Origin of the sequence: Maribacter sp. MAR_2009_72 (genome assembly GCF_007827235.1) — a bacterium.
Lineage (GTDB): Bacteria > Bacteroidota > Bacteroidia > Flavobacteriales > Flavobacteriaceae > Maribacter > Maribacter sedimenticola.
The window spans coordinates 83473-106469 of sequence record NZ_VISB01000001.1 but is presented as its reverse complement, the minus strand read 5'-3'; the positions used below and the strand labels follow the sequence as shown (position 1 = coordinate 106469).

The window sequence follows — 22997 nt, the reverse complement described above, 5'->3', positions numbered from 1 at the left end:
TGATGATTTCACCTGTTTTACAAGATGACAGGGTAATGCTAAGTCCATTAACCTCAACCAATTACAAAGAGCTTATTGATATAGCTCTTCAGGATAAACTTGTACAATATTCACCATCGGAAATTAATACGCCAAATAGTCTAAGGAATTATGTGGAGATAGCATTGCAACAAGCTAAGGCAGGTACCAGTATACCCTATATTATCTACGATAAAAAATTCAACAAATACGCAGGATCCACCCGGTTCATGAATATCAACCTTAAAAACAAAGTCCTGCATATTGGTTCTACTTGGATCGGCAAGGAATTTCATGGAACCGGCCTAAATAGCCATATGAAAGAATTAATGCTCACCTATGCATTTAATACTTTGGGGTTCGAAAAAGTGGAATTTAGGGTGGACGAAAGAAATATTGCCTCTAGAAAAGCAATTGAAAAACTGGGCTGTACTTTAGAAGGAATACTTCGTAAAAATGTATATCTCTTGGACGGCTTTAAAAGAAACACCTGTTGTTATGGACTTTTAAAGAATGAGTGGGCAGCCAAACAATAATGTTAATTGTTTTCTTTGAGGGAAGTCTTGTAATACGTAATTTTTCTGGTCTTATAAGAATTATCCGGTGTTATGATTTGCTTGATCCAATTACCTTGGTTTACTTGATCGTACTGATAGATATATTCTTTTTTTGAAGTACTTATACCAGACTTGGTAATTTCCTCGACCAGCATATTCTTATCATCGTAAACATAAGATGTCCTAACGGTAGGCTCAAAACTTTGCTCCGTGGCATTATAGCTGAATTCTTGCTGTGCCATTAATTTTCCGTCCATATCAAACACTTCTTCAAAAGCCATATTTGCTTCACCGTTTAGATATTCCTTGGTCAATACTACTTTCTGGTCAGGTTTGTTCTTTGGTTTTAAAATAGAGGTACGAATAGATTTTAAAGGCTGATCGTTCAACAGATAGGTTACCGTATATTCCCCATTAATTTTTTTATGCTCTACTTGGGTGATATCGGTACCGTCATTGTTTGTCCTTCTTATACTGGAAATATCACCGGCTTCGTCATATTCATATATATACTCTTCCAAGAACTGTTTGTCATAGGAGAAAATACGTTCTTGAATCTTTAGATTTTCCGTTGAATCTATTTGATAAAAATGCGCAATGGAGGTATTGGGATCAAAAACATTGTTCTGATAGGATTCCGAACGTTTTTCAATTAAATGATTGTTCTTGTATTTATAATAGACAACATCATAATCCTCTGCATTATAACGAGTTACGGATTTTGTAAGTAATCCATTTCTATTAAAATCATATTCTTCCTTACCATAGTCAGTACTTACCAAACAAGTTTTGACACTATCCCGTAAATCAAAATCTGCCAGGGTGAAAATTTGTATTTCCTGTCCATGTACCTTGATCGTAAATATGATGCCAAGTAGAATAAGTATTTGTAAGTATTTCTTTACCATAGCACAAAATTAGGGTATTATTACTGGGTGAAAAAAGAAATACGATAAAAGTAAAAAAGGGCGGTAAATACCGCCCTTTTTAATATCAATATATGGTTAACTTATTTAACCTCTTCAAAATCTACATCCTCTACATTATCACCTTCGGTTGCACCACCATCTGCAGTAGGCTCTCCTTGAGGAGCTCCAGCACCTTGTGCATCTGCCTGTGCTTTGTACATTTCCTCAGATGCTACTTTCCAAGCCTCATTGATTTTATCCAAGGCAGGATTTATAACTGCTATATCCTTGGTTTCATAAGCCGCCTTAAGTTCTGTTAAGGCTTCTTGGATCGGTTTCTTTTTATCGTCGGATAATTTATCTCCAAACTCTTCCAATTGCTTTTCTGTCTGGAAAATCATTCCGTCCGCCTCGTTTAACTTGTCAGCAGTTTCCTTGGCTTTTTTATCCGATTCAGCGTTAGCTTCAGCCTCAGCCTTCATCTTCTTGATTTCTTCCTCGGTTAGACCTGAAGAAGCTTCAATACGGATATCTTGTGATTTTCCTGTAGCTTTATCCGTAGCGGATACTTTGATAATACCATTGGCATCGATATCAAAAGTTACCTCAATTTGAGGAGTACCTCTTTTTGCCGGTGGAATCCCATCTAAATGGAACCTACCAATAGTCTTGTTATCATTGGCCATTGGACGCTCTCCTTGCAATACATGAATTTCAACCGATGGTTGGTTATCCGCTGCTGTTGAGAACACTTGAGATTTCTTTGTAGGGATAGTAGTATTGGCTTCTATCAACTTGGTCATTACACTACCCATAGTTTCAATACCTAATGAAAGTGGTGTTACATCCAATAATAATACATCCTTAACATCTCCCGTTAATACACCTCCTTGAATAGCCGCACCGATTGCAACGACCTCATCTGGGTTTACCCCTTTAGAAGGTTTCTTGCCAAAGAATTTTTCTACGGCCTCTTGAACTGCAGGAATTCTTGTAGAACCACCTACTAGGATTATTTCATCAATATCGCTCTTGGACAATCCGGCAGATTTCATTGCCGCCTCACAAGGCTCTATTGTTCTTTTTACCAAATCAGCGATCAATTGCTCAAACTTAGATCTGGTCAAAGTTCTCACTAAGTGCTTAGGTCCAGAAGCAGTTGCGGTAACGTAAGGTAAGTTAATTTCTGTTTGTGCAGAAGAAGACAATTCTATCTTGGCTTTTTCTGCAGCTTCACGCAAACGTTGCAAAGCCATTGAATCTTCCCTAAGATCCAGACCTTCTTCAGCCTTGAACTCTTCCGCTAACCAATCAATGATTTTTTGATCGACATCATCACCCCCTAAGTGGGTATCACCATCTGTAGCCAATACTTCAAATACTCCATCACCCAACTCTAATATAGATACATCATGTGTACCACCACCAAAGTCAAATACAACTATTTTTTGATCGGTATCCTTTTTATCCATACCATATGCCAAAGATGCAGATGTTGGTTCGTTGATAATACGTTCAACGGTTAAACCTGCAATCTCACCAGCTTCTTTTGTTGCTTGTCTTTGTGCATCGTTGAAGTATGCAGGAACCGTAATTACGGCACGAGAAACTTCCTGACCTAAGTAATCTTCGGCCGTTTTCTTCATCTTCTGAAGAATCATTGCCGATAATTCTTGTGGAGAATATAAACGACCGTCAATATCTACCCTTGGCGTATCATTATCTCCTTTTACAACCTTATACGGTACTCTTTCCGCTTCCTTTTGGGATTCTGAATACTTGTTACCCATAAACCTTTTAATAGAATAAATGGTTTTGGTAGGGTTGGTAACCGCTTGTCTTTTTGCCGGATCACCTACTTTAATCTCTCCACCTTCAACAAAAGCGATAACCGAAGGAGTTGTTCTTTTACCTTCTGCATTCGGAATTACTACTGGTTCATTACCTTCCATTACGGAAACACAGGAATTGGTAGTACCCAAATCTATTCCAATAATCTTACTCATCTTATATATTTTAAATTAGTGCTTTATTTTATAATCGCTAACAAGAGGACAAACAATATGCCAAGCAAGAAAAACTGACATGATGTCATTAACAACATCAAATGCTTGATGAATTATGCCAATCAAAGCATATTATTGCATTTCTAAACATTGTAACTTAGCAGCACAAAACAATAGAAATTGGAAAGAGAGAGTATAAGTATTTTTGATATGCTTAAAATAGGTGTTGGGCCATCAAGTTCCCACACCTTGGGGCCATGGCGTGCCGCAGAGAGATGGTTGGCCAGGCTTGACTCTAGAAACAACCTGGAACTGGTAGATGAAGTTATAGTACATCTATATGGTTCGCTTTCGTTGACTGGAAAAGGGCATGCCACGGACTATGCCGTAATGTTAGGATTATTGGGCATGGACCCGGAACGAATTCCAATAGAAAATATAGACCCATTAATCAAAACAATAAATCAAGATCATGTTTTACGATTAAACGGTGTTTATGACATTACATTTGACCCTAAAAAAAACATTATATTCAATAAAAAATTTCTACCCTATCATGCCAACGGCGTAAAGTTTCAGGCGAAATTAAAAACCGGTAGAACAATTTCAAAGACGTACTACAGCATAGGAGGTGGTTTTGTGGTAAGCGAAGAACGAAAAAACGCCAAACGCAAAATAGACATGTTCAATAATTTTCCTTATCCTATAGAGAAGGGAACCGACCTTTTGGAGGCTTGTAAAACAAATGGATTAAAAATTTCCGAACTGGTCTTACAAAATGAATTGTCATTACGTACCGCACAACAAATTGATTTTGAATTACAAAGAATTTGGGGTACGATGTTGGAATGTATGTACACCGGATGCCATACGGAAGGTACTTTACCAGGTGGGTTGAACGTGAAACGCAGGGCGTTTGAAATGCACCAAAATTTAAAAAGCGACCTCCCCTATTCAAATTCCGAAGAATGGATGCAAACCTTAAGGCTAACCGAAGTAAAGTTCAGGCAAATTTTAAAGTGGGTAAGTTGCTTTGCATTGAGTGTCAATGAGGTGAACGCATCATTAGGACGTGTAGTTACCGCTCCTACCAATGGCAGCGCCGGTGTCATTCCCGCTGTACTTATGTACTATATGGTCATAGAAAACCATGCCGGCAATTTTGAGCATATTAAACAATTTCTACTAGTGGCCGGAGAAATCGGTAGTATTTTTAAGAAAGGTGCTACAATATCTGCGGCAATGGGTGGCTGCCAAGCAGAAATTGGCGTTTCATCCGCAATGGCCGCAGGTGCTCTTACGGAACTCTTGGGCGGTACGCCGGAACAAGTGCTAATGGCCGCTGAAATTGCTATGGAACATCATTTAGGACTTACCTGCGACCCCATTGGCGGCTTGGTCCAAATTCCATGTATAGAACGAAATTCCATGGGGGCCATTAAAGCCATCAATGCCGCTGAACTAGCTTTAGGTTCTGACCCATCTGCTGCAAAAGTTCCACTGGACAAAGTGGTGCAGACCATGTGGGAAACAGCAAAGGATATGAGTACCAAATACAAGGAAACATCTGAAGGTGGTTTGGCCGTTGGCGTCTATTTAAGTGATTGCTAAATACCCTATTGGCTACAATTAAACTTAAAATATGAAAAACCTTATTTCTGAAAGAGTAGCAGATTTTATTAAAAACTATCCACCATTTAATGTATTGGATGTAAAATCACTTTACCTTTTAGCAGAACAAGTACTCATCATTTATAAGGAAAAGAATAGTATAGTATTTTCCGAGGACGAAAACCCACACGCGCATTTCTATCTTGTACATAAAGGGGCGGTAACGCTAACGAACACTACAACCAATACTATTATAGATTTTTGTGACGAAGGCGATATTTTTGGACTCCGCCCGTTGATTGCCAATGAAAATTACAAATTAGAAGCAAAGGCCCATGAAGAATGTATCCTATATGGTATACCCATAGAGGTATTTAGGCCAATTGCAAAACAAAACGAGGAGGTATCAGTATTTTTAATGGAAAGTTTTGCTTCCAACACCCGTAATCCGTATTCCAAAAACCAAAAGGGCCAACTTTATGGTTTTGATGTAGATTCTGACAAAAACAAAGATGTCAATATACCAGATTTACAACTAGCAAATTATTCAAAAAAGCTAATTTCCTGCTCTCCTAGGACTACCATACAAAAAGCTGCAGAATTAATGACCAAAAAACATATAGGTTCAATTCTAGTGGTGAGCAATGAATTACCGGTAGGTATTATCACGGACAAGGATTTGCGCAGTAAAGTTATTTCGGGCAAACATCCTATTACCGCTACCGTAAGAACCATCATGACATCACCGGTAATTACCTATCCTAAAAAACTTACCATTACACAAGCACAAATGGCCATGATGAAAAGTAACATAAGTCATTTGGTCATTACGGAAGATGGTACGGTCAATTCCAAAGCGTTGGGCATAATGTCCAAACATGATGTTATGGTCTCTCTTGGGGACAACCCTGCAGTTTTGGTAAAGGCAATTAAAAGAACTCAAAAAGTAAAACAGATCAAACAACTTAGAAAAAGTGTTATGATCCTGCTAAGCGGTTATTTGGAACAAAATATTCCATTGGGACTAATTGCCAAGATAATTTCTGAGCTTAATGACACCTGTATTAAGCAAGTTGTTGAACTCTCTTTGGCAAAGATGAATGAAAAGCCACCGGTTAAATTTGCATGGCTGGCACTAGGAAGCCAGGGAAGAAGTGAACAGTTATTACATACAGACCAGGACAATGCCCTGGTTTTTGAAAATGTACCAGAAGCCGAACTACCTAAAACAACAGCTTACTTTTTAGGGTTGGCAAAACGCGTTACTAAGGGGCTGAACACCATTGGCTATGAATATTGCCCTGCAGATATGATGGCATCTAACCCAAAATGGTGCTTAAGTTTACAGGAATGGAACAATAGGCTATCTTACTGGATCAGTAATCCCGGCCCCAATGAAGTTTTAATGTCCTCTATTTTCTTTGATTATAGTTTGGCATATGGTGAACGCGATTTGTTGGACCAAATGTCCGAACATATTTTTAGAACGGTTGAAAAATATCCGATATTCTTAGTCCATATTGCCAACGGAGCATTACAAAGTCCGTCTCCCACAGGCTTTTTCAGACAGTTTGTCGTGGAACAGGACGGTCAGCATAAAGATTTTTTCGATTTAAAAAGTAGGGCTTTAAGACCATTAATAGATGCTGCAAGAGTGCTTATATTATCACATTCCATAAAAGGAATTAGCAATACATGGGAGCGCTATGAAAAATTGGCGGAGTTGGAACCCAATAATCAAGAACTATATATGGCATGCTCCTATGCTACAAAAGCCCTACTTAAGTTTAGAACGCGCCAAGGTTTATTACATCATGACTCGGGAAGGTTTATTGAACTGGAAGAATTGACCAAGCAGGAAAAAATGAAACTAAAACGAACATTTAAAGCCATTAAGGAAATTCAAGAATTGATAACCTTACGCTTTAAAGTAGCAAATATATTGGGCTAATGGCATTGTTCTCCAAAAAATCCAAACATTTACCAGCTTTTTGGACCAATTATGAAAATAGGTTCAAAGAGAAAATAGCTGCAGATTTAAATGAAATTACATTTGTGGTCTTAGATACTGAAACAACCGGTTTTAGTTTCGATGAAGATCGTATTCTTTCTATAGGTGCCGTTAAGATTAAACATGAAACCATTGCCGTTCAAGAAGTTATGGATGTTTACTTGGAACAAGAAAAGTTCAATAAAGATAGTGTACCCGTACATGGTTTATTAAAAAATGGTCAGCGTAACTGCATAAGCGAAATTAACGCTATGGAGCAATTTCTGGACTATATTGGCAATGCCGTAATTGTGGCTCATCATGCAGGTTTTGATATGGGTATGCTCAACATGGCCCTTAACCGTAACGGGCTGCCCAACCTTAAAAATAAAATTTTGGATACAGGTGTCCTATACAAAAGAACGCTTATAAAAACGTATTTAATACAGCCCAAAACCAATTATACGTTAGATGAACTTGCCGAAAAATTTTCCATTTCAAAAAAAGATAGACATACCGCCCTGGGTGATGCCTATATAACCGCAGTGGCTTTTTTAAAGATTATCAGCCGCTTAAAGGAAAAAAGAAAATTTTCCGTGAAAAAACTATTGCATTAGTTTAAATGCTTTCCAAATAAGCTAACACATTTCTATTTATACGGTCATGAATATTGCTCGTATCGGCCTTTACAAAAGGTTGACCTATAATATGTTCATAAAGCTCTATATATCGGTCTGATACCGAGGCTATATACTCATCTGTCATGTGTGGTACCGTTTGCCCATCTAGACCTTGAAATCCGTTGGCTATTAGCCATTGCCTTACAAACTCTTTGGACAATTGTTTTTGAGATTCATTGTTGTCCTGGCGTTCCTGATATCCTTCTTTATAAAAATATCTGGAAGAATCCGGTGTATGAATTTCATCGATCAAAACTATTTTACCCTCACGAGTCTTTCCAAATTCATATTTTGTATCGACCAAAATCAAGCCTCTTTCATCTGCTATCTGGGTACCTCGTTCAAACAGTGCATAAGTGTATTTTTCCAAGACAGCATAGTCTTCTGCAGAAACAATGCCTTTAGAAATAATATCCTCTTTTGATATATCCTCGTCATGGTCTCCCATCTCTGCCTTGGTAGCGGGAGTTATTATGGGTGATGGAAACCGATCGTTCTCCTTTAACCCCTCTGGTAATGGTACACCGCAAAGCAATCTTTTACCGGCCTTGTATTCCCGGGCAGCATGTCCTGACATATAACCCCTTATCACCATTTCAACCTTAAAAGGTTCACAGGCAACCCCCATGGCTACGTTTGGATCAGGTGTGGCGGTCAACCAATTGGGCACAATATCTTCCGTTAAAGCCATCATTTTGGTTGCAATTTGATTTAAAATTTGACCTTTATATGGAATGCCTTTGGGCATAATGACGTCAAAGGCAGATAATCTATCGGTGGCAACCATTAAAAGAATATCGTTCTCCAACGTATAAACTGTTCTTACTTTACCCTTATATACATTTTTTTGACCGGGGAAATTAAAATCGGTATCGTAAATAGTATTGTTCAACATGTAGCTTTAATTGTGGTGTTCAATAGTTTTATAGGCGGCAATTACTTTTTTGACCAATTTATGGCGTATAACATCCTTATCATCCAAATAAATAACATCTATACCCTCTACATTCTGTAAAATAAGTAAGGCTTCCTTTAGACCGGAAATTGTTCTACGAGGCAAATCTATTTGACCGGGATCTCCGGTAATCAAAAAACGCGCATTCTTACCCATTCTTGTTAGAAACATTTTCATTTGGGCATGAGTGGTATTCTGTGCCTCATCTAGGATTACAAAGGCATTATCCAAAGTTCTACCTCTCATAAATGCCATTGGGGCTATCTGTATGACACCGGTTTCTATATAATGTGCTAATTTTTCGGCAGGGATCATATCACGTAATGCATCATAAAGGGGTTGCATATAGGGATCAAGCTTTTCCTTTAAATCCCCTGGCAAAAACCCTAAATTCTCACCGGCTTCCACAGCGGGTCTTGTCAATATAATTTTCCTGACCTGCTTTTCCTTTAAAGCCTTTACTGCAAGTGCAACACTGGTATAGGTTTTACCGGTTCCGGCAGGACCCACAACAAAGACCATATCGTTTTTTCTTGCTGCATCTACCAATCTTCGCTGGTTTGCCGTTTGTGCCTTGATCAGTCTACCGCTTACCCCATGCAATAGTGTTTCACCGCTTTTGGCAGAAGATTTGTCATCATCTTCAGAACTGGTCAATACCCGTTCTATACTGTTTTCGTCCAACTTATTATATTTCAAGAAATACTGAATAAGGAGATCAAATCGCATCTCAAACTCCTCAAGAAGTTCTTCATCTCCATAGGCTTTGATCTTATTGCCACGGGCAACGATCTTTAGCTTGGGAAAGTATTTTTTCAATAAGTCAATATGCTCGTTTTGTTGTCCAAAAAACTCTCTTGGACTAACTTCTGTCAATTCTAGGATAATTTCGTTCAAACAGTCTTTTTTAGTAAGTATTATAGATAGCGAAGTTTAATTTCCAATCGCTGTTTTTTTGTTTAGTTTTGTAGTTCAAATTTAAGCAAATTTTAAGTTTGACTAATTAAAAACATATCAACATTGCTGTATGGCAATAATCACCCTAACTACGGATTTTGGACTTAAAGATCACTTTGTAGCAGTACTAAAAGGCTCTATATATAGTGAACTGCCCGATGCTAAAATTGTTGATATTTCCCATGACATTATGCCATTCAATATACATGAATGTGCATATATCCTATCCAATTCATATAAAAGTTTTCCTAAGGGCACCATCCACATTGTAGGTGTAGATTCTGAGGAGACCCCAGATAACAAACATGTAGTGGCATTGATCAATGGCCATTACTTTATTAGTGCCAATACTGGTGTAATAGGTCTTATTACTGAGGAAATGACTCCAGAAAAAGTAGTAGAGATCAATTTACCGGATTCAATAGCCTATTCTTTCCCTGTACTCAATGTTTTTATTCAAGTAGCATGCCATATTGCAAGGGGAGGAACATTGGAAATTGTAGGTAAGCCTTTTGACGGACTCCATAAACTAAGGGAGTTTGCGCCTAGAATAGTAGAGGACGGCAAAAAAATTATTGGTAGTGTAATCTATATAGATAATTATGGAAACGTAATTACCAACATCCGTAAAAACTTGTTCGAAGCTTACCGTAATGGACGGGAATTTAAATTATTGGTCAGAAACCATAAGATAGACAAAATCCATAAAGCTTATGGAGATTTCATAGATTACGACCAGGAAAAAAACCAGCGTAAAGGGGCTGGCGACCTTTTGGCCATATTTAATTCATCTGACTACATAGAATTGGCTATCTTTAAAAGTAACTTAACTACTGTTGGTGGCGCCTCTACCCTTCTGGGGCTTGATTATAGGGACACTATAATGGTAGATTTTGAATAATGAAGTTAATGGAATTCTATTAATACCTTTTCTATATCATTGTGTAGAAAGCAATAGTTAATAACTATTTTTTAAATGATAAATTAATTTAGCTTGTTGCAGCAATACCGATACTTACACCAAGGCAATAGACCGTTAAAACTGTTAATAAGTTTGTTTCCTTAAAAAGACCAATTAAAATATCTTTGTTGGTATTGAAAACTACCAATAATAAGGAGTTTCAACTATTTTTAGAATAGATTTAAATTTTTACCCATAAAAAATAAATAATGAAATTTATAGTTTCAAGTACTTATTTGCTAAAACAGCTTCAAATTTTAGGAGGTGTTATTAATAACAGTAATACGCTGCCAATTCTAGATAATTTTCTTTTTGACTTACAAAAGGATAAATTGACCGTTTCGGCTTCAGATCTAGAAACCACTATGAGTTCCGTAATTAAGGTTGACTCAGATAATGAAGGCACTATTGCCGTACCTGCAAGGTTACTTTTAGAAACTTTAAAAACTTTTCCAGAGCAACCGTTAACGTTTGTGGTTGAAGATAACAATACGGTAGAAATAAGTTCCAATCATGGTAAATATGCTTTGGCATATGCAGACGGTGCAGAATTTCCAAAAGCAGTGGAATTGACAAGTCCTAGCTCCACGACCTTACTTGGTGATATTCTTGCAACTGCAATCAACAAAACCATTTTTGCTGCAGGTAATGATGATTTGCGACCTGTAATGAGTGGTGTATTCTTTCAGTTTTCGCCAGAGAACTTAACTTTTGTCGCCACAGATGCCCATAAATTGGTAAAGTACCAACGTACAGATGTTACCGCATCACAGGTAGCTGAGTTTATCATGCCTAAAAAACCATTGACCTTATTAAAAGGGATTTTGGCAGGTAGTGAATCTGATGTATTGATCGAATATAACGAGAGCAATGCTAAATTCAGCTTTGAGGAAACGGAATTGATCTGTAGGTTAATTGATGGAAAATATCCTAATTATGAAGCGGTTATACCGAAGGAAAATCCAAACAAACTTACAATTGCCAGAAATCAGTTCTTAAGTTCCGTTAAAAGGGTATCTATTTTTTCAAACAAAACGACACATCAAATTCGCTTAAAGATTGCCGGGGCAGAATTAAATATTTCTGCAGAAGATATCGATTACTCAAATAAAGCGGAAGAACGATTAACTTGTTCCTACCAAGGTGATGATATGCAAATAGGCTTTAACTCCAGGTTTTTAACTGAAATGTTGAACAATTTAAATTCTGATGATGTTTCGTTGGAAATGAGTTTACCTAACCGCGCGGGAATTTTAACTCCAACGGATGGTTTGGATGAAGGGGAATATGTTACCATGTTGGTAATGCCAGTAATGCTTAACAGTTAATAAACCAACCTATATCAATTAAAAAGGGACTATAATTTCTTATGGTCCCTTTTTTTAATGTGTCTTAATTATTATGAAATGAACCTAAAGGTTCCAAAGTAACTTGGTGACTGGCCATTACTAGCCTTTATGGCGTTAACGGCAGGTATAATTAAAGATAATATACCTGAAAAGATCAGAACCAAAATACCAAGTCCAAAAAACAAAATACCGGGTATGCCAATTATTAGATAAAGGATTAGCGAAAGTTGAAAATTTATTATCGATTTGCCATGCTCATCCATTCCTATAACAGAATCCTTGGATGTTAACCAAATAACCAAAGGCACGATAAGTCCGCCAAAACCGGTTACAAAATATAAATATTGAGATAAATGTGTAACCACCAAAAGATTGCGGTCTTCACGTAAAACTATACTATTATTTACAAGTTCCATTTTTGATTGATTTTATGATGAATACTATAAATATGACGCATAACTTACGTAATTGTTACATTCATTACTTTTATAATTTTCTTTTCAATTTTTTTAATTTCTCGTTTTCCTTCATAAGCTTAATTTGCTTATTTGCTACTTTATCTTCAATTTTCTGAATTTCTATAGATGATAACGAACCTTTTATAGTTCCCTTTTCTAATTGTCCCTTTAATTTTTCAATTTGCCTTTCTTCTTTAGCAATGGACTTCTCTTTTGCATTAATCTGTTTCTTAAGCTTCTCAACTTTTTTTTCCTCAGCGGCTACTTTTTCCTGTTTTTTTGCTTTAGCTTCCGCTTTTTCCACCTTTTTCTTTACCAATTCCAATTCCTGCTCGGCTGTAAGTGTATCGGTAGAATTTTGAGATTCGGATTGGGCCTTAGCAGCACCACAAATCATAATTAATAACGCAAGTACAATAAATTTTTTCATGTTTTAACCAATTTTTAATCTGTAAAATTACTATATAATTAATTACCTAAAGCGTTATATCATGAATTTGGGAATGCCTTAACCATTAATAAATGATTATTTTTGCCAGATGATTCAGAACGATACCATAATAGCACTAGCGACCCCTTCAGGTGCGGGGGCCATTGCAGTTATTAGAATTTCAGGCCCAGAGGCTATTGCTATTGCTTCTGAACATTTTGAATCTGTTTCCGGCAAAAAACTTGGCAACCAAAAAAGTCACACTATACATTTAGGATATATCAAGGAAGGCGCCAATACTTTAGATCAAGTATTAGTTTCCATTTTTAAAAATCCACACTCTTATACGGGTGAAGATGTAATAGAAATTTCATGTCACGGTTCATCATATATTCAACAACAAATTATTCAGTTATTCTTAAGAAATGGATGTAGAACGGCTACCCCAGGTGAATTTACCCTTAGGGCGTTTTTAAATGGAAAAATGGACTTAAGCCAAGCGGAAGCCGTAGCGGATTTAATCTCTAGCGATAATGCTGCCAGTCACCAAATTGCAGTTCAACAAATGCGTGGAGGTTTTAGCAATGAGATTAAAGTTTTACGTTCGGAATTATTGAATTTTGCTTCGCTGATCGAACTTGAGCTTGATTTTTCCGAAGAAGATGTAGAATTTGCTGATCGCACACAGTTTAAGGAATTACTAAAACGTATTCAGAAAGTATTGCAAGGCCTTATAGATTCTTTTGCAGTTGGTAATGTTATAAAGAATGGAATACCTGTAGCCATAGTAGGTGAACCTAATGTGGGAAAATCCACATTATTGAACGCCTTTTTAAATGAAGAACGGGCTTTGGTTTCAGATATAGCAGGCACTACTAGGGACACCATTGAAGATGAAATTTCCATTGGCGGAATAGGCTTTAGGTTTATAGATACGGCAGGTATCCGTGAAACCGAAGATATTGTAGAGGGCATGGGTATTAAAAGAACTTTTGAGAAGATAGAGCAGGCACAGGTCATACTATTATTGGTAGATGGGCCTCAACTAGTATCGGGAAACCAAAAGTTAAGAAACACTGTATTAGATTTTGAAAAATTAAAAAATAAAAATCCGCAAAAACCTTTATTGTTATTAATCAACAAAGCAGATATGTTATCTAAAGATGATAGATTACAAATTAATCAACATTTAGAAAACGTTCATTTTATTTCAGCAAAGAGAGGAATAGGCGTGGACGAACTTAGACACTCGCTTTTAAATTTCGTAAATACAGGAGCATTACGTAATAATGAAACCATTGTCACCAATACACGTCATTACAATTCTCTTTTAAAAGCGTTGGAAGAAATAGAAAAGGTACAATTTAGTATGAAAGAAAATATTTCAAGTGATTTAATGGCTATTGATATAAAAGAAGCACTGTACCATTTAGGCGAAATTACAGGTCAAGTCACTAATGATGAATTACTAGGAAACATTTTTGCCAATTTTTGTATCGGAAAATAAAAACCATTAAAATATATGTTCAGTTTTTTTACTAAAAAGCATTTTTTAATTGACCATTTAGAAGGTTTTATTGACATTCATAATCATATTCTTCCGGGTATAGATGATGGAGCCAAATCTGTTGAAGATTCAATTAAGCTTATTAAAGGGTTTAATGACTTTGGTGTTACGGATTTTATTTTCACACCACATATTATGGAAAATTATTATCCAAACGACCCTACTACCATTAATAAAGCTCAATTACTTTTAAAGAACGGTCTAAAAATGAATGACCTGGAACATATTAATATTGATGTTGCTGCAGAGCACATGATAGACTCAGGTTTTGAAAAATTAATGGACGATAAAAAAATGATGCCATTGGCGAAAAATTACTTATTAATAGAAATGTCTTACCTACAAGCTTCTATTAATTTTAACCAAGCGGTATCCATGATTAAACAAAATGGATTTCATCCTATTTTAGCTCATCCAGAACGTTATGCATATTTGACAAGCAAAAAAAACATTTATGCCCATTATAAATCCGAAGGTATTTTTTTTCAACTTAATATGCTGTCTCTAGGAGCACTGTATGGCAGTACGGTGCAAAAAACCGCATTCAAACTTTTGGAGGACCAAAAATTTGACTTTTTAGCTTCTGACGTCCATCACATTAATCATATTAATGAACTAAAGAACATAAAAGTTAAAACAAAACATAAAACAATTATTGAATCTTTGGTACATAATACTAATTACCATTTTTCACATTAAGCACTACTCCCTTTTAATCAACACTCTTTTCTGCAACCTTGTACCACTCAATGAATTGGCAATAATATAATAAGTCCCGGAGTTATACTGGCTAACATCTATTTTAACGGATTCATTATCTAAAACATTGATTGCTTTAAGTAATCTACCTAGTGTATCATAGATTTCTATAGAGTCTACTTTTATATCATCATTAAAATTGACCGTCAGTAAATCCGATACCGGATTTGGAGATATGATCATTTTATGTGATTCCTCTTCTACATTGTTCTGCGTATATTCCGTAAATACATTGTCATTTCGCTGTAACGATTTTGATGTAGCACTATTTCCGCTAAGGTTGATCACCTCCAGGTTGTCGTAGTACGCCGTGCCGGCGGAGCCGATGGCATAGTTGCTGAACATCCATAGGTCGATCGTCGATATCCCGGAGGGAACCGTAAAAGTGGACTCGTAACGGCCCCACGTGGGGCCATAGCTGAAGGAGGCCAGCGAGTTGTTGGGGGAATCGTCACGGTTCACCTCCAGACGTGCGGCGCCGCTGCCGTCCATCCCGTCAAGGCCGATGAAGAGCTCGTCCCCGGCGGAGATGCCGTGGTCGGACAGGCGAATCGTTAGGCGGTAGTGGCCCCAGGGCTGGCCGGGGTCCACGTTGACCACCTCGATACCGCAGGCACTGCCGTTGGTAACCGTGTCCGTTCCGTTGACGGCGTCCACACCCCCGACGAAGTCGCCAAGGGGAAGCGAAAGGCCCGCTGCGTCGTTCGTAAGCCCGGAAGGGCATTCCACGAAGCAGTCCAGGCCCTCGTCGACCTCACCGTCGCAGTCGTTGTCGATACCGTCGCATACCTCGGTATTGCCAGGATAGGAAAGCGCCTCCCCGTCGTCGCAGTCGGTCCCGTCGAGCACATAGCCCTCGGGGGCGTCGCATGCCTCCACCGGTGACCCCGGGTCGCCGTAACCGTCCCCGTCAGCGTCCAGGTAATAGGCCGTAAGGGAAAAGCCCTCGTCGACCTCCCCGTCGCAGTCGTTGTCGATACCGTCGCATACCTCGGTGTTGCCCGGATAGGAAAGCGCCTCCCCGTCGTCGCAGTCGGTCCCGTCGGGCACATAGCCCTCGGGGGCGTCGCATGCCTCCACCGATGACCCCGGGTCGCCGTAACCGTCCCCGTCAGCGTCAAGGTAATAGGACGTCAGGGAAAAGCCCTCGTCGACCTCGCCGTCGCAGTCGTTGTCGATACCGTCGCATACCTCGGTGTTGCCAGGATAGGAAAGCGCCTCCCCGTCGTCGCAGTCGGTCCCGTCGGGCACATAGCCCTCGGGGGCGTCGCAGTCCTCCACCCAGTTCTCCGGGTCGCCGTAACCGTCCCCGTCCGTATCGGCATAATAGCGCTGGTAGCCATCTCCGCCGCAGGGGGGCGTGGCGCTAAGGTTGATCACCTCCAGGTTGTCGTAGTACGCCGTGCCGGCGGAGCCGATGGCATAGTTGCTGAACATCCATAGGTCGATCGTCGATATCCCGGAGGGAACCGTAAAAGTGGACTCGTAACGGCCCCACGTGGGGCCATAGCTGAAGGAGGCCAGCGAGTTGTTGGGGGAATCGTCACGGTTCACCTCCAGACGTGCGGCGCCGCTGCCGTCCATCCCGTCAAGGCCGATGAAGAGCTCGTCCCCGGCGGAGATGCCGTGGTCGGACAGGCGAATCGTTAGGCGGTAGTGGCCCCAGGGCTGGCCGGGGTCCACGTTGACCACCTCGATACCGCAGGCACTGCCGTTGGTAACCGTGTCCGTTCCGTTGACGGCGTCCACACCCCCGACGAAGTCGCCAAGGGGAAGCGAAAGGCCCGCTGCGTCGTTCGTAAGCCCGGAAGGGCATTCCACGAAGCAGTCCAGGCCCTCGTCGACCTCACCGTCGCAGTCGTTGTCGATACCGTCGCATACCTCGGTATTGCCAAGATAGGAAAGCGCCTCCCCGTCGTCGCAGTCGGTCCCGTCGAGCACATAGCCCTCGGGGGCGTCGCATGCCTCCACCGGTGACCCCGGGTCGCCGTAACCGTCCCCGTCAGCGTCCAGGTAATAGGCCGTAAGGGAAAAGCCCTCGTCGACCTCCCCGTCGCAGTCGTTGTCGATACCGTCGCATACCTCGGTGTTGCCCGGATAGGAAAGCGCCTCCCCGTCGTCGCAGTCGGTCCCGTCGGGCACATAGCCCTCGGGGGCGTCGCATGCCTCCACCGATGACCCCGGGTCGCCGTAACCGTCCCCGTCAGCGTCAAGGTAATAGGACGTCAGGGAAAAGCCCTCGTCGACCTCGCCGTCGCAGTCGTTGTCGATACCGTCGCATACCTCGGTATTGCCAGGATAGGAAAGCGCCTCCCCGTCGTCGCAGTCGGTCCCGTCGGGCACATAGCCCTCGGGGGCGTCGCAGTCCTCCACCCAGTTCTCCGGGTCGCCGTAACCGTCCCCATCCGTATCGGCATAATAGCGCTGGTAGCCATCTCCGCCGCAGGGGGGCGTGGCGCTAAGGTTGATCACCTCCAGGTTGTCGTAGTACGCCGTGCCGGCGGAGCCGATGGCATAGTTGCTGAACATCCATAGGTCGATCGTCGATATCCCGGAGGGAACCGTAAAAGTGGACTCGTAACGGCCCCACGTGGGGCCATAGCTGAAGGAGGCCAGCGAGTTGTTGGGGGAATCGTCACGGTTCACCTCCAGACGTGCGGCGCCGCTGCCGTCCATCCCGTCAAGGCCGATGAAGAGCTCGTCCCCGGCGGAGATGCCGTGGTCGGACAGGCGAATCGTTAGGCGGTAGTGGCCCCAGGGCTGGCCGGGGTCCACGTTGACCACCTCGATACCGCAGGCACTGCCGTTGGTAACCGTGTCCGTTCCGTTGACGGCGTCCACACCCCCGACGAAGTCGCCAAGGGGAAGCGAAAGGCCCGCTGCGTCGTTCGTAAGCCCGGAAGGGCATTCCACGAAGCAGTCCAGGCCCTCGTCGACCTCACCGTCGCAGTCGTTGTCGATACCGTCGCATACCTCGGTATTGCCAAGATAGGAAAGCGCCTCCCCGTCGTCGCAGTCGGTCCCGTCGAGCACATAGCCCTCGGGGGCGTCGCATGCCTCCACCGGTGACCCCGGGTCGCCGTAACCGTCCCCGTCAGCGTCCAGGTAATAGGCCGTAAGGGAAAAGCCCTCGTCGACCTCCCCGTCGCAGTCGTTGTCGATACCGTCGCATACCTCGGTGTTGCCCGGATAGGAAAGCGCCTCCCCGTCGTCGCAGTCGGTCCCGTCGGGCACATAGCCCTCGGGGGCGTCGCATGCCTCCACCGATGACCCCGGGTCGCCGTAACCGTCCCCGTCAGCGTCAAGGTAATAGGACGTCAGGGAAAAGCCCTCGTCGACCTCGCCGTCGCAGTCGTTGTCGATACCGTCGCATACCTCGGTATTGCCAGGATAGGAAAGCGCCTCCCCGTCGTCGCAGTCGGTCCCGTCGGACACATAGCCCTCGGGGGCGTCGCAGTCCTCCACCCAGTTCTCCGGGTCGCCGTAACCGTCCCCGTCCGTATCGGCATAATAGCGCTGGTAGCCATCTCCGCCGCAGGGGGGCGTGGCGCTAAGGTTGATCACCTCCAGGTTGTCGTAGTACGCCGTGCCGGCGGAGCCGATGGCATAGTTGCTGAACATCCATAGGTCGATCGTCGATATCCCGGAGGGAACCGTAAAAGTGGACTCGTAACGGCCCCACGTGGGGCCATAGCTGAAGGAGGCCAGCGAGTTGTTGGGGGAATCGTTACGGTTCACCTCCAGACGTGCGGCGCCGCTGCCGTCCATCCCGTCAAGGCCGATGAAGAGCTCGTCCCCGGCGGAGATGCCGTAATCGGACAGGCGGATCGTTAGGCGGTAGTGGCCCCAGGGCTGGCCGGGGTCCACGTTGACCACCTCGATACCGCAGGCACTGCCGTTGGTAACCGTGTCCGTTCCGTTGACGGCGTCCACACCCCCGACGAAGTCGCCAAGGGGAAGCGAAAGGCCCGCTGCGTCGTTCGTAAGCCCGGAAGGGCAAGATTCATCTATATTGTCTTCCTCTACGTTGACATATAAACTTTTGGTATCCGTTAACCCACTATCATCGGTTACAGTTAAGAAAACTTCAAAATTCCCGACAGAACTGAAGGTATGTTGTGGATTTGCAACACTTGATGTTGTTCCATCCCCAAAATTCCACGCGTAAGTAGCTACACCTATATCGTCAGTTGAATTACTTCCTGTAAATTGAACATTCAAAGGGGCAATTCCAGACACCTTATCTGCTGATATTATTGCAGTGGGACCACTATTGTTATTTGAACCGTTGACGGTAATATATGCAGTTTTTTCATCTTTTAATCCGTTATAGTCATATACCGTAAGGCTAACTAAATATACACCTGGCACTTCATAAATGTGAGAAGGGTTAGGAACATTGGAAGTAGTTTGATCTCCAAATCTCCAAATATAATTATCGATACCATCTAAAATATCACTATCATACGAAGTACTTGAATCGAATACAACATTTAGGGGCGCATTTCCTATTATAGGACTAGCTGTAAAATTTGCCGTCGGAGGATGGTTACCTCCGGTAGCGGTTAAATTAATAATCTTTAAATTATCAAAATATGCTATACCGGGCGAGTTAGCTGCATAATTACTAAACAGCCAAATATCAAAGGTTTGGGTATTTTCAGGAATTACAAAAGAAGATTTAATAGTCGACCAATTTTGTGAAAAATTTCCGCTAATCAACGGAGGTCTCGAATTGGTATTATTTTGACGTATTTCATATCGTGGAGATACTTCACCTTTACCATCCAATTCAATGGAAATTTCATCACCGGTTTGAATACCGAATTGATTTAAATTTACAGATATAGTAAAACGAGCAAATGGTTCATTTATATCGTTATTCACAATTTGTAAAGCACATTCAGAACCATTTGTTTCAATATTGGTTCCATTTGCCTCGTCCAGACCAGTGTTTAATACACCTGAAGTTATGAATATTGAACTATCCCCATTTGGCAAATAACCAGGACATCCCTCTTCGGAATTTTCTTGAACTAAATTAAAGTATATGGTGGTGGGACATCCAGCTGGAGTAGTCAAAACAAATTGACCTTCATTGGATGTATCGACCAATCCATTATTTCTATCTGGATTGTTCCATGGTGCCAAACCAAAATCCGGTGTCACAAATGTATCTATTTGATAAGCATTTTCCTCCGTAAATTTATCCGCATCTTGAAGGTTACTATAAGTTGGTCCGTCATACTGAGGTGTAGTTAAAATATACTCCCCTGTGTATTCAGGAGTTGGTCTAATAAAGACTTCAGAACCAAGTGGAACAGTAACAACGTTACTCGTTATCCAAGTACCGTTTACCCCTATTTTATACTGAGCGGTAAGGTAATTCCCTTCACAAATGGTAATATTAGGATTGTTGGTATTTAACCCTTCTTGGTACATAGCCCTTATTTCGGCAGGTTCCAATACTTTATTATAAACTTTTAACAAATCTATCTTTCCACTTATTTCATCAGTAATACCGCTTGTATTCCCATAGTCAGGAATACCATCAATATCTGAAGCTGATGGGTTACTTGGGTCATCCGGGTCATACCTGTGATCATAAAAACCTGAGACGGTATATTTACTTTGTCTCAGCCCATTATTATTCATATCTATTAAACCGCTTACCTTTCTATTGCAAACCTCTACCCCATTGGCATAAAGTATTGCAGTATTGCCGTCATATGTTGCCGCTAGGTGCACCCAAGTATCCAATGGGGCATATCCTGCATAACAATCTAATGGACTGTTTGCATTAAAGGCCCATTTGTAAAGTGTGTTATGAAAACCAAAAAAAAGTTGTGGATAATCATGACTAAAAATTCCGACATTTGCTATTTTTCCATTGGCTTCGGGAATACCACTATTGCTATTTCTATATACCCAAGCTGATATAGTAATAGAATTTGTCGTGGAAGCCAACTCATCGCTATAATCTATTTCCAGTAATGAATTACTGTTAAATTCCAAGCCATCAAATTCAATGGCATTTCCAATAATACCATCTGACCATGAAAATTGATTTGGCTGCACCACGTCTCCATCATTATCTCGCTGTACAATTGTACCATGATGTCCATATTGCGAATTATCTAGGGCATTTAAATCTTGATCAGATCCATCAAATTGCATATCCAATACCAAGTTGGGATTATAAATAATTGGTGCTTCAGAACCTATTTGTATGGTATGTGCAATGGATGGAACACCATTTGCATTTATTCCAAAAAGCATATAATACCCTGGCGGCAATAATTCCCGCTCCGGAATTTCAATATCATATATATTCCCGTTGGCGGTAAAATCTACAGGAATTCTACGTTGCTCATTATTTGTTGAATGTGTAGCTGCGGAAAAACGTATTAAGCTAAATTGTTGTATTCCAGGTGTAGCTTCTATATTAATTGTGGAATCATAGCCTGAACTTTCAGGTCCATTGATTATCTCTGGCCTTTCCGCCAAAGTATTATCAGGATTAAACAAATATGGAGGACTATATATCTCCGCATCCATATGGTTAACACAATCCTCGGTACTATCACAAAGACCACCACCACCTACAAAAACCCTACCGTCTACCATTAGTATGGCTACACTATGGTAAGTACGCGGTATCTGCATGGCTGCGACTGAGCGCCAACCGGTATTCTCATTAAAAATTTCAGCACCTTTTACCGCAGTAACATCGGTAAAAACAGCTGCATATTCCAATCCTCCCGTTATAAGTACTTCACCATTGGGCAATACCGTACTATTATGCATAGTTCTAGGTCTTGACATATTGCCCACGAATGACACATTGGGCATATCTCCAAAACCGATACCATTTAAATCAATAATAAATGAATTGTCCCGTGCAGGAACGGTTCCTATGTCATCATCACCATATGCTCCTGCCCCACCTGTTTTTAAAATCTTACCTTTATCGAACATTACGGTATTTCCTTTCATGGAATAATAATCCCGTATGTTCTGATTTACATCTTGTCTTATCCCCGCTTCGATTATGGATCCCCCAGGCACGTCGACATCGATCCAATGCATCATTTCACTAGGGCCTGCATGAAATAATTTTCCGTTGGGTGCGGGCCATAACCACACATGGTTATCAATTCTATAGTTTCCTTGGTTCTCTTCCGCATAATCTGCACCTACAAAAATATCCTCGCCATGAACATTGGATAATTTTTGCCAACCGGTTAAAGTAGAATAGCGCTCCGCATTCCTGTTACCATAAAAGCCTCCGCTCCATGAGCCGCCGATTGTAAATACGGAGCCGTCCTTTAAAGTAACATTACCTTGATAACCCCTAGGTATATTCATTTGATCGGCAACGGTCCAGGAATTGGTCCTCCAATCATAGATACTAGTTTTTTCACTACTGGTTCCACCGGCAGAAAGAATTCTACCATCGGCGAGATTATTAATACCGGGACAGAACATATCATGATCCGTATTACTCGTAAATGATCCTAAAGCAGCACCATTACCATCAATACCCCCTTTGGGGTCAAATAACTCCGTAAAGGTAGTTCCATCCCCTTCTACTACAAAAGTATCCCTAAATTGAGAAGACCATGTTATTAAATTTCCATTGGGTAAATTAGCGACCGCCACCGGTACAATACCGAACTGAATAGGATTGCTCCATTCACCTTCAACACTCTTATTTTGAGCGGTTAAAAATTGAAAATTAATAAAAAGGATAAATATCCATAAAGTAGATATGCGAATGCGCCCCATAGT

General features: G+C 41.3%; 15 protein-coding genes. 8 read left to right on the top strand and 7 right to left on the bottom strand.

The genetic code is table 11. From position 1 onward, the window contains the following. Positions 1 to 2 precede the first annotated feature (2 nt). A complete protein-coding gene (locus JM81_RS00350) occupies positions 3 to 554 on the top strand; it encodes a GNAT family N-acetyltransferase (RefSeq protein ID WP_144805533.1) in 552 nt (183 codons plus the stop codon). A 2-nt stretch (positions 555 to 556) separates the two neighbouring features. On the opposite strand, the gene JM81_RS00345 is transcribed toward JM81_RS00350, so the two are convergent. Together JM81_RS00345 and dnaK are read right to left on the bottom strand one after the other, a co-directional pair. After that, on the bottom strand, positions 557 to 1483 hold the full coding sequence (locus tag JM81_RS00345; RefSeq protein ID WP_089261581.1) for a hypothetical protein: 927 nt from the start codon (positions 1481 to 1483) through the stop codon (positions 557 to 559). A 101-nt stretch (positions 1484 to 1584) separates the two neighbouring features. Further along, complete coding sequence (gene dnaK / locus JM81_RS00340) at positions 1585 to 3489, bottom strand: molecular chaperone DnaK (RefSeq protein WP_089261583.1); 1905 nt, start codon at positions 3487 to 3489, stop codon at positions 1585 to 1587. A 210-nt stretch (positions 3490 to 3699) separates the two neighbouring features. Here dnaK and JM81_RS00335 point away from each other — a divergent pair, with 210 nt between their 5' ends. From JM81_RS00335 to JM81_RS00325, 3 genes are read left to right on the top strand one after another with little or no spacing between them, the layout of a single operon-like run. Then, positions 3700 to 5100, top strand: coding sequence for an L-serine ammonia-lyase (locus tag JM81_RS00335; protein WP_144805532.1), 1401 nt, complete (start codon positions 3700 to 3702; stop codon positions 5098 to 5100). Between the two features lie 31 nt (positions 5101 to 5131). Next, positions 5132 to 7051 (top strand): DUF294 nucleotidyltransferase-like domain-containing protein, encoded by a 1920-nt coding sequence (locus tag JM81_RS00330; RefSeq protein WP_144800238.1) that lies wholly within the window; start codon positions 5132 to 5134, stop codon positions 7049 to 7051. Continuing rightward, positions 7051 to 7707 carry a PolC-type DNA polymerase III gene (locus JM81_RS00325; RefSeq protein ID WP_144800237.1) on the top strand — a complete coding sequence of 219 codons (657 nt, stop codon included), beginning with the start codon at positions 7051 to 7053 and terminating at the stop codon, positions 7705 to 7707. Before JM81_RS00330 ends, JM81_RS00325 begins: the two co-directional genes overlap by 1 nt. A gap of 1 nt (position 7708) precedes the next feature. On the opposite strand, the gene JM81_RS00320 is transcribed toward JM81_RS00325, so the two are convergent. Together JM81_RS00320 and JM81_RS00315 are read right to left on the bottom strand one after the other, a co-directional pair. Continuing rightward, a complete protein-coding gene (locus JM81_RS00320) occupies positions 7709 to 8665 on the bottom strand; it encodes a phosphoribosylaminoimidazolesuccinocarboxamide synthase (protein ID WP_144800236.1) in 957 nt (318 codons plus the stop codon). 6 nt (positions 8666 to 8671) lie between these two features. Then, positions 8672 to 9622, bottom strand: coding sequence for a PhoH family protein (locus JM81_RS00315; protein WP_089261593.1), 951 nt, complete (start codon positions 9620 to 9622; stop codon positions 8672 to 8674). A 130-nt stretch (positions 9623 to 9752) separates the two neighbouring features. Between JM81_RS00315 and JM81_RS00310 the strand changes: the two genes are divergently transcribed. Together JM81_RS00310 and dnaN are read left to right on the top strand one after the other, a co-directional pair. Next, positions 9753 to 10583, top strand: a complete 831-nt coding sequence (locus JM81_RS00310) for an S-adenosyl-l-methionine hydroxide adenosyltransferase family protein (protein WP_089261595.1) — start codon at positions 9753 to 9755, stop codon at positions 10581 to 10583. 269 nt (positions 10584 to 10852) lie between these two features. Further along, positions 10853 to 11971, top strand: coding sequence for a DNA polymerase III subunit beta (dnaN, locus tag JM81_RS00305; protein WP_089261597.1), 1119 nt, complete (start codon positions 10853 to 10855; stop codon positions 11969 to 11971). 71 nt (positions 11972 to 12042) lie between these two features. Here dnaN and JM81_RS00300 read toward each other — a convergent pair whose 3' ends face one another. Then, entirely contained in the window at positions 12043 to 12408 is a 366-nt protein-coding gene (locus JM81_RS00300; protein WP_089261599.1) for a DUF4870 domain-containing protein, read from the bottom strand. Positions 12409 to 12478: 70 nt separating this feature from the next. Continuing rightward, entirely contained in the window at positions 12479 to 12880 is a 402-nt protein-coding gene (locus JM81_RS18345; RefSeq protein WP_186435508.1) for a hypothetical protein, read from the bottom strand. Positions 12881 to 12989: 109 nt separating this feature from the next. Here JM81_RS18345 and mnmE point away from each other — a divergent pair, with 109 nt between their 5' ends. Next, positions 12990 to 14387, top strand: a complete 1398-nt coding sequence (gene mnmE, locus JM81_RS00290) for a tRNA uridine-5-carboxymethylaminomethyl(34) synthesis GTPase MnmE (RefSeq protein ID WP_144800235.1) — start codon at positions 12990 to 12992, stop codon at positions 14385 to 14387. A 15-nt stretch (positions 14388 to 14402) separates the two neighbouring features. Continuing rightward, positions 14403 to 15146 carry a tyrosine-protein phosphatase gene (locus JM81_RS00285; RefSeq protein WP_144800234.1) on the top strand — a complete coding sequence of 248 codons (744 nt, stop codon included), beginning with the start codon at positions 14403 to 14405 and terminating at the stop codon, positions 15144 to 15146. Positions 15147 to 15149: 3 nt separating this feature from the next. Here the strand turns inward: JM81_RS00285 and JM81_RS00280 are convergent, their stop codons facing one another. Further along, positions 15150 to 22994, bottom strand: a complete 7845-nt coding sequence (locus tag JM81_RS00280; protein ID WP_144800233.1) for a MopE-related protein — start codon at positions 22992 to 22994, stop codon at positions 15150 to 15152. Positions 22995 to 22997: the final 3 nt, after the last annotated feature.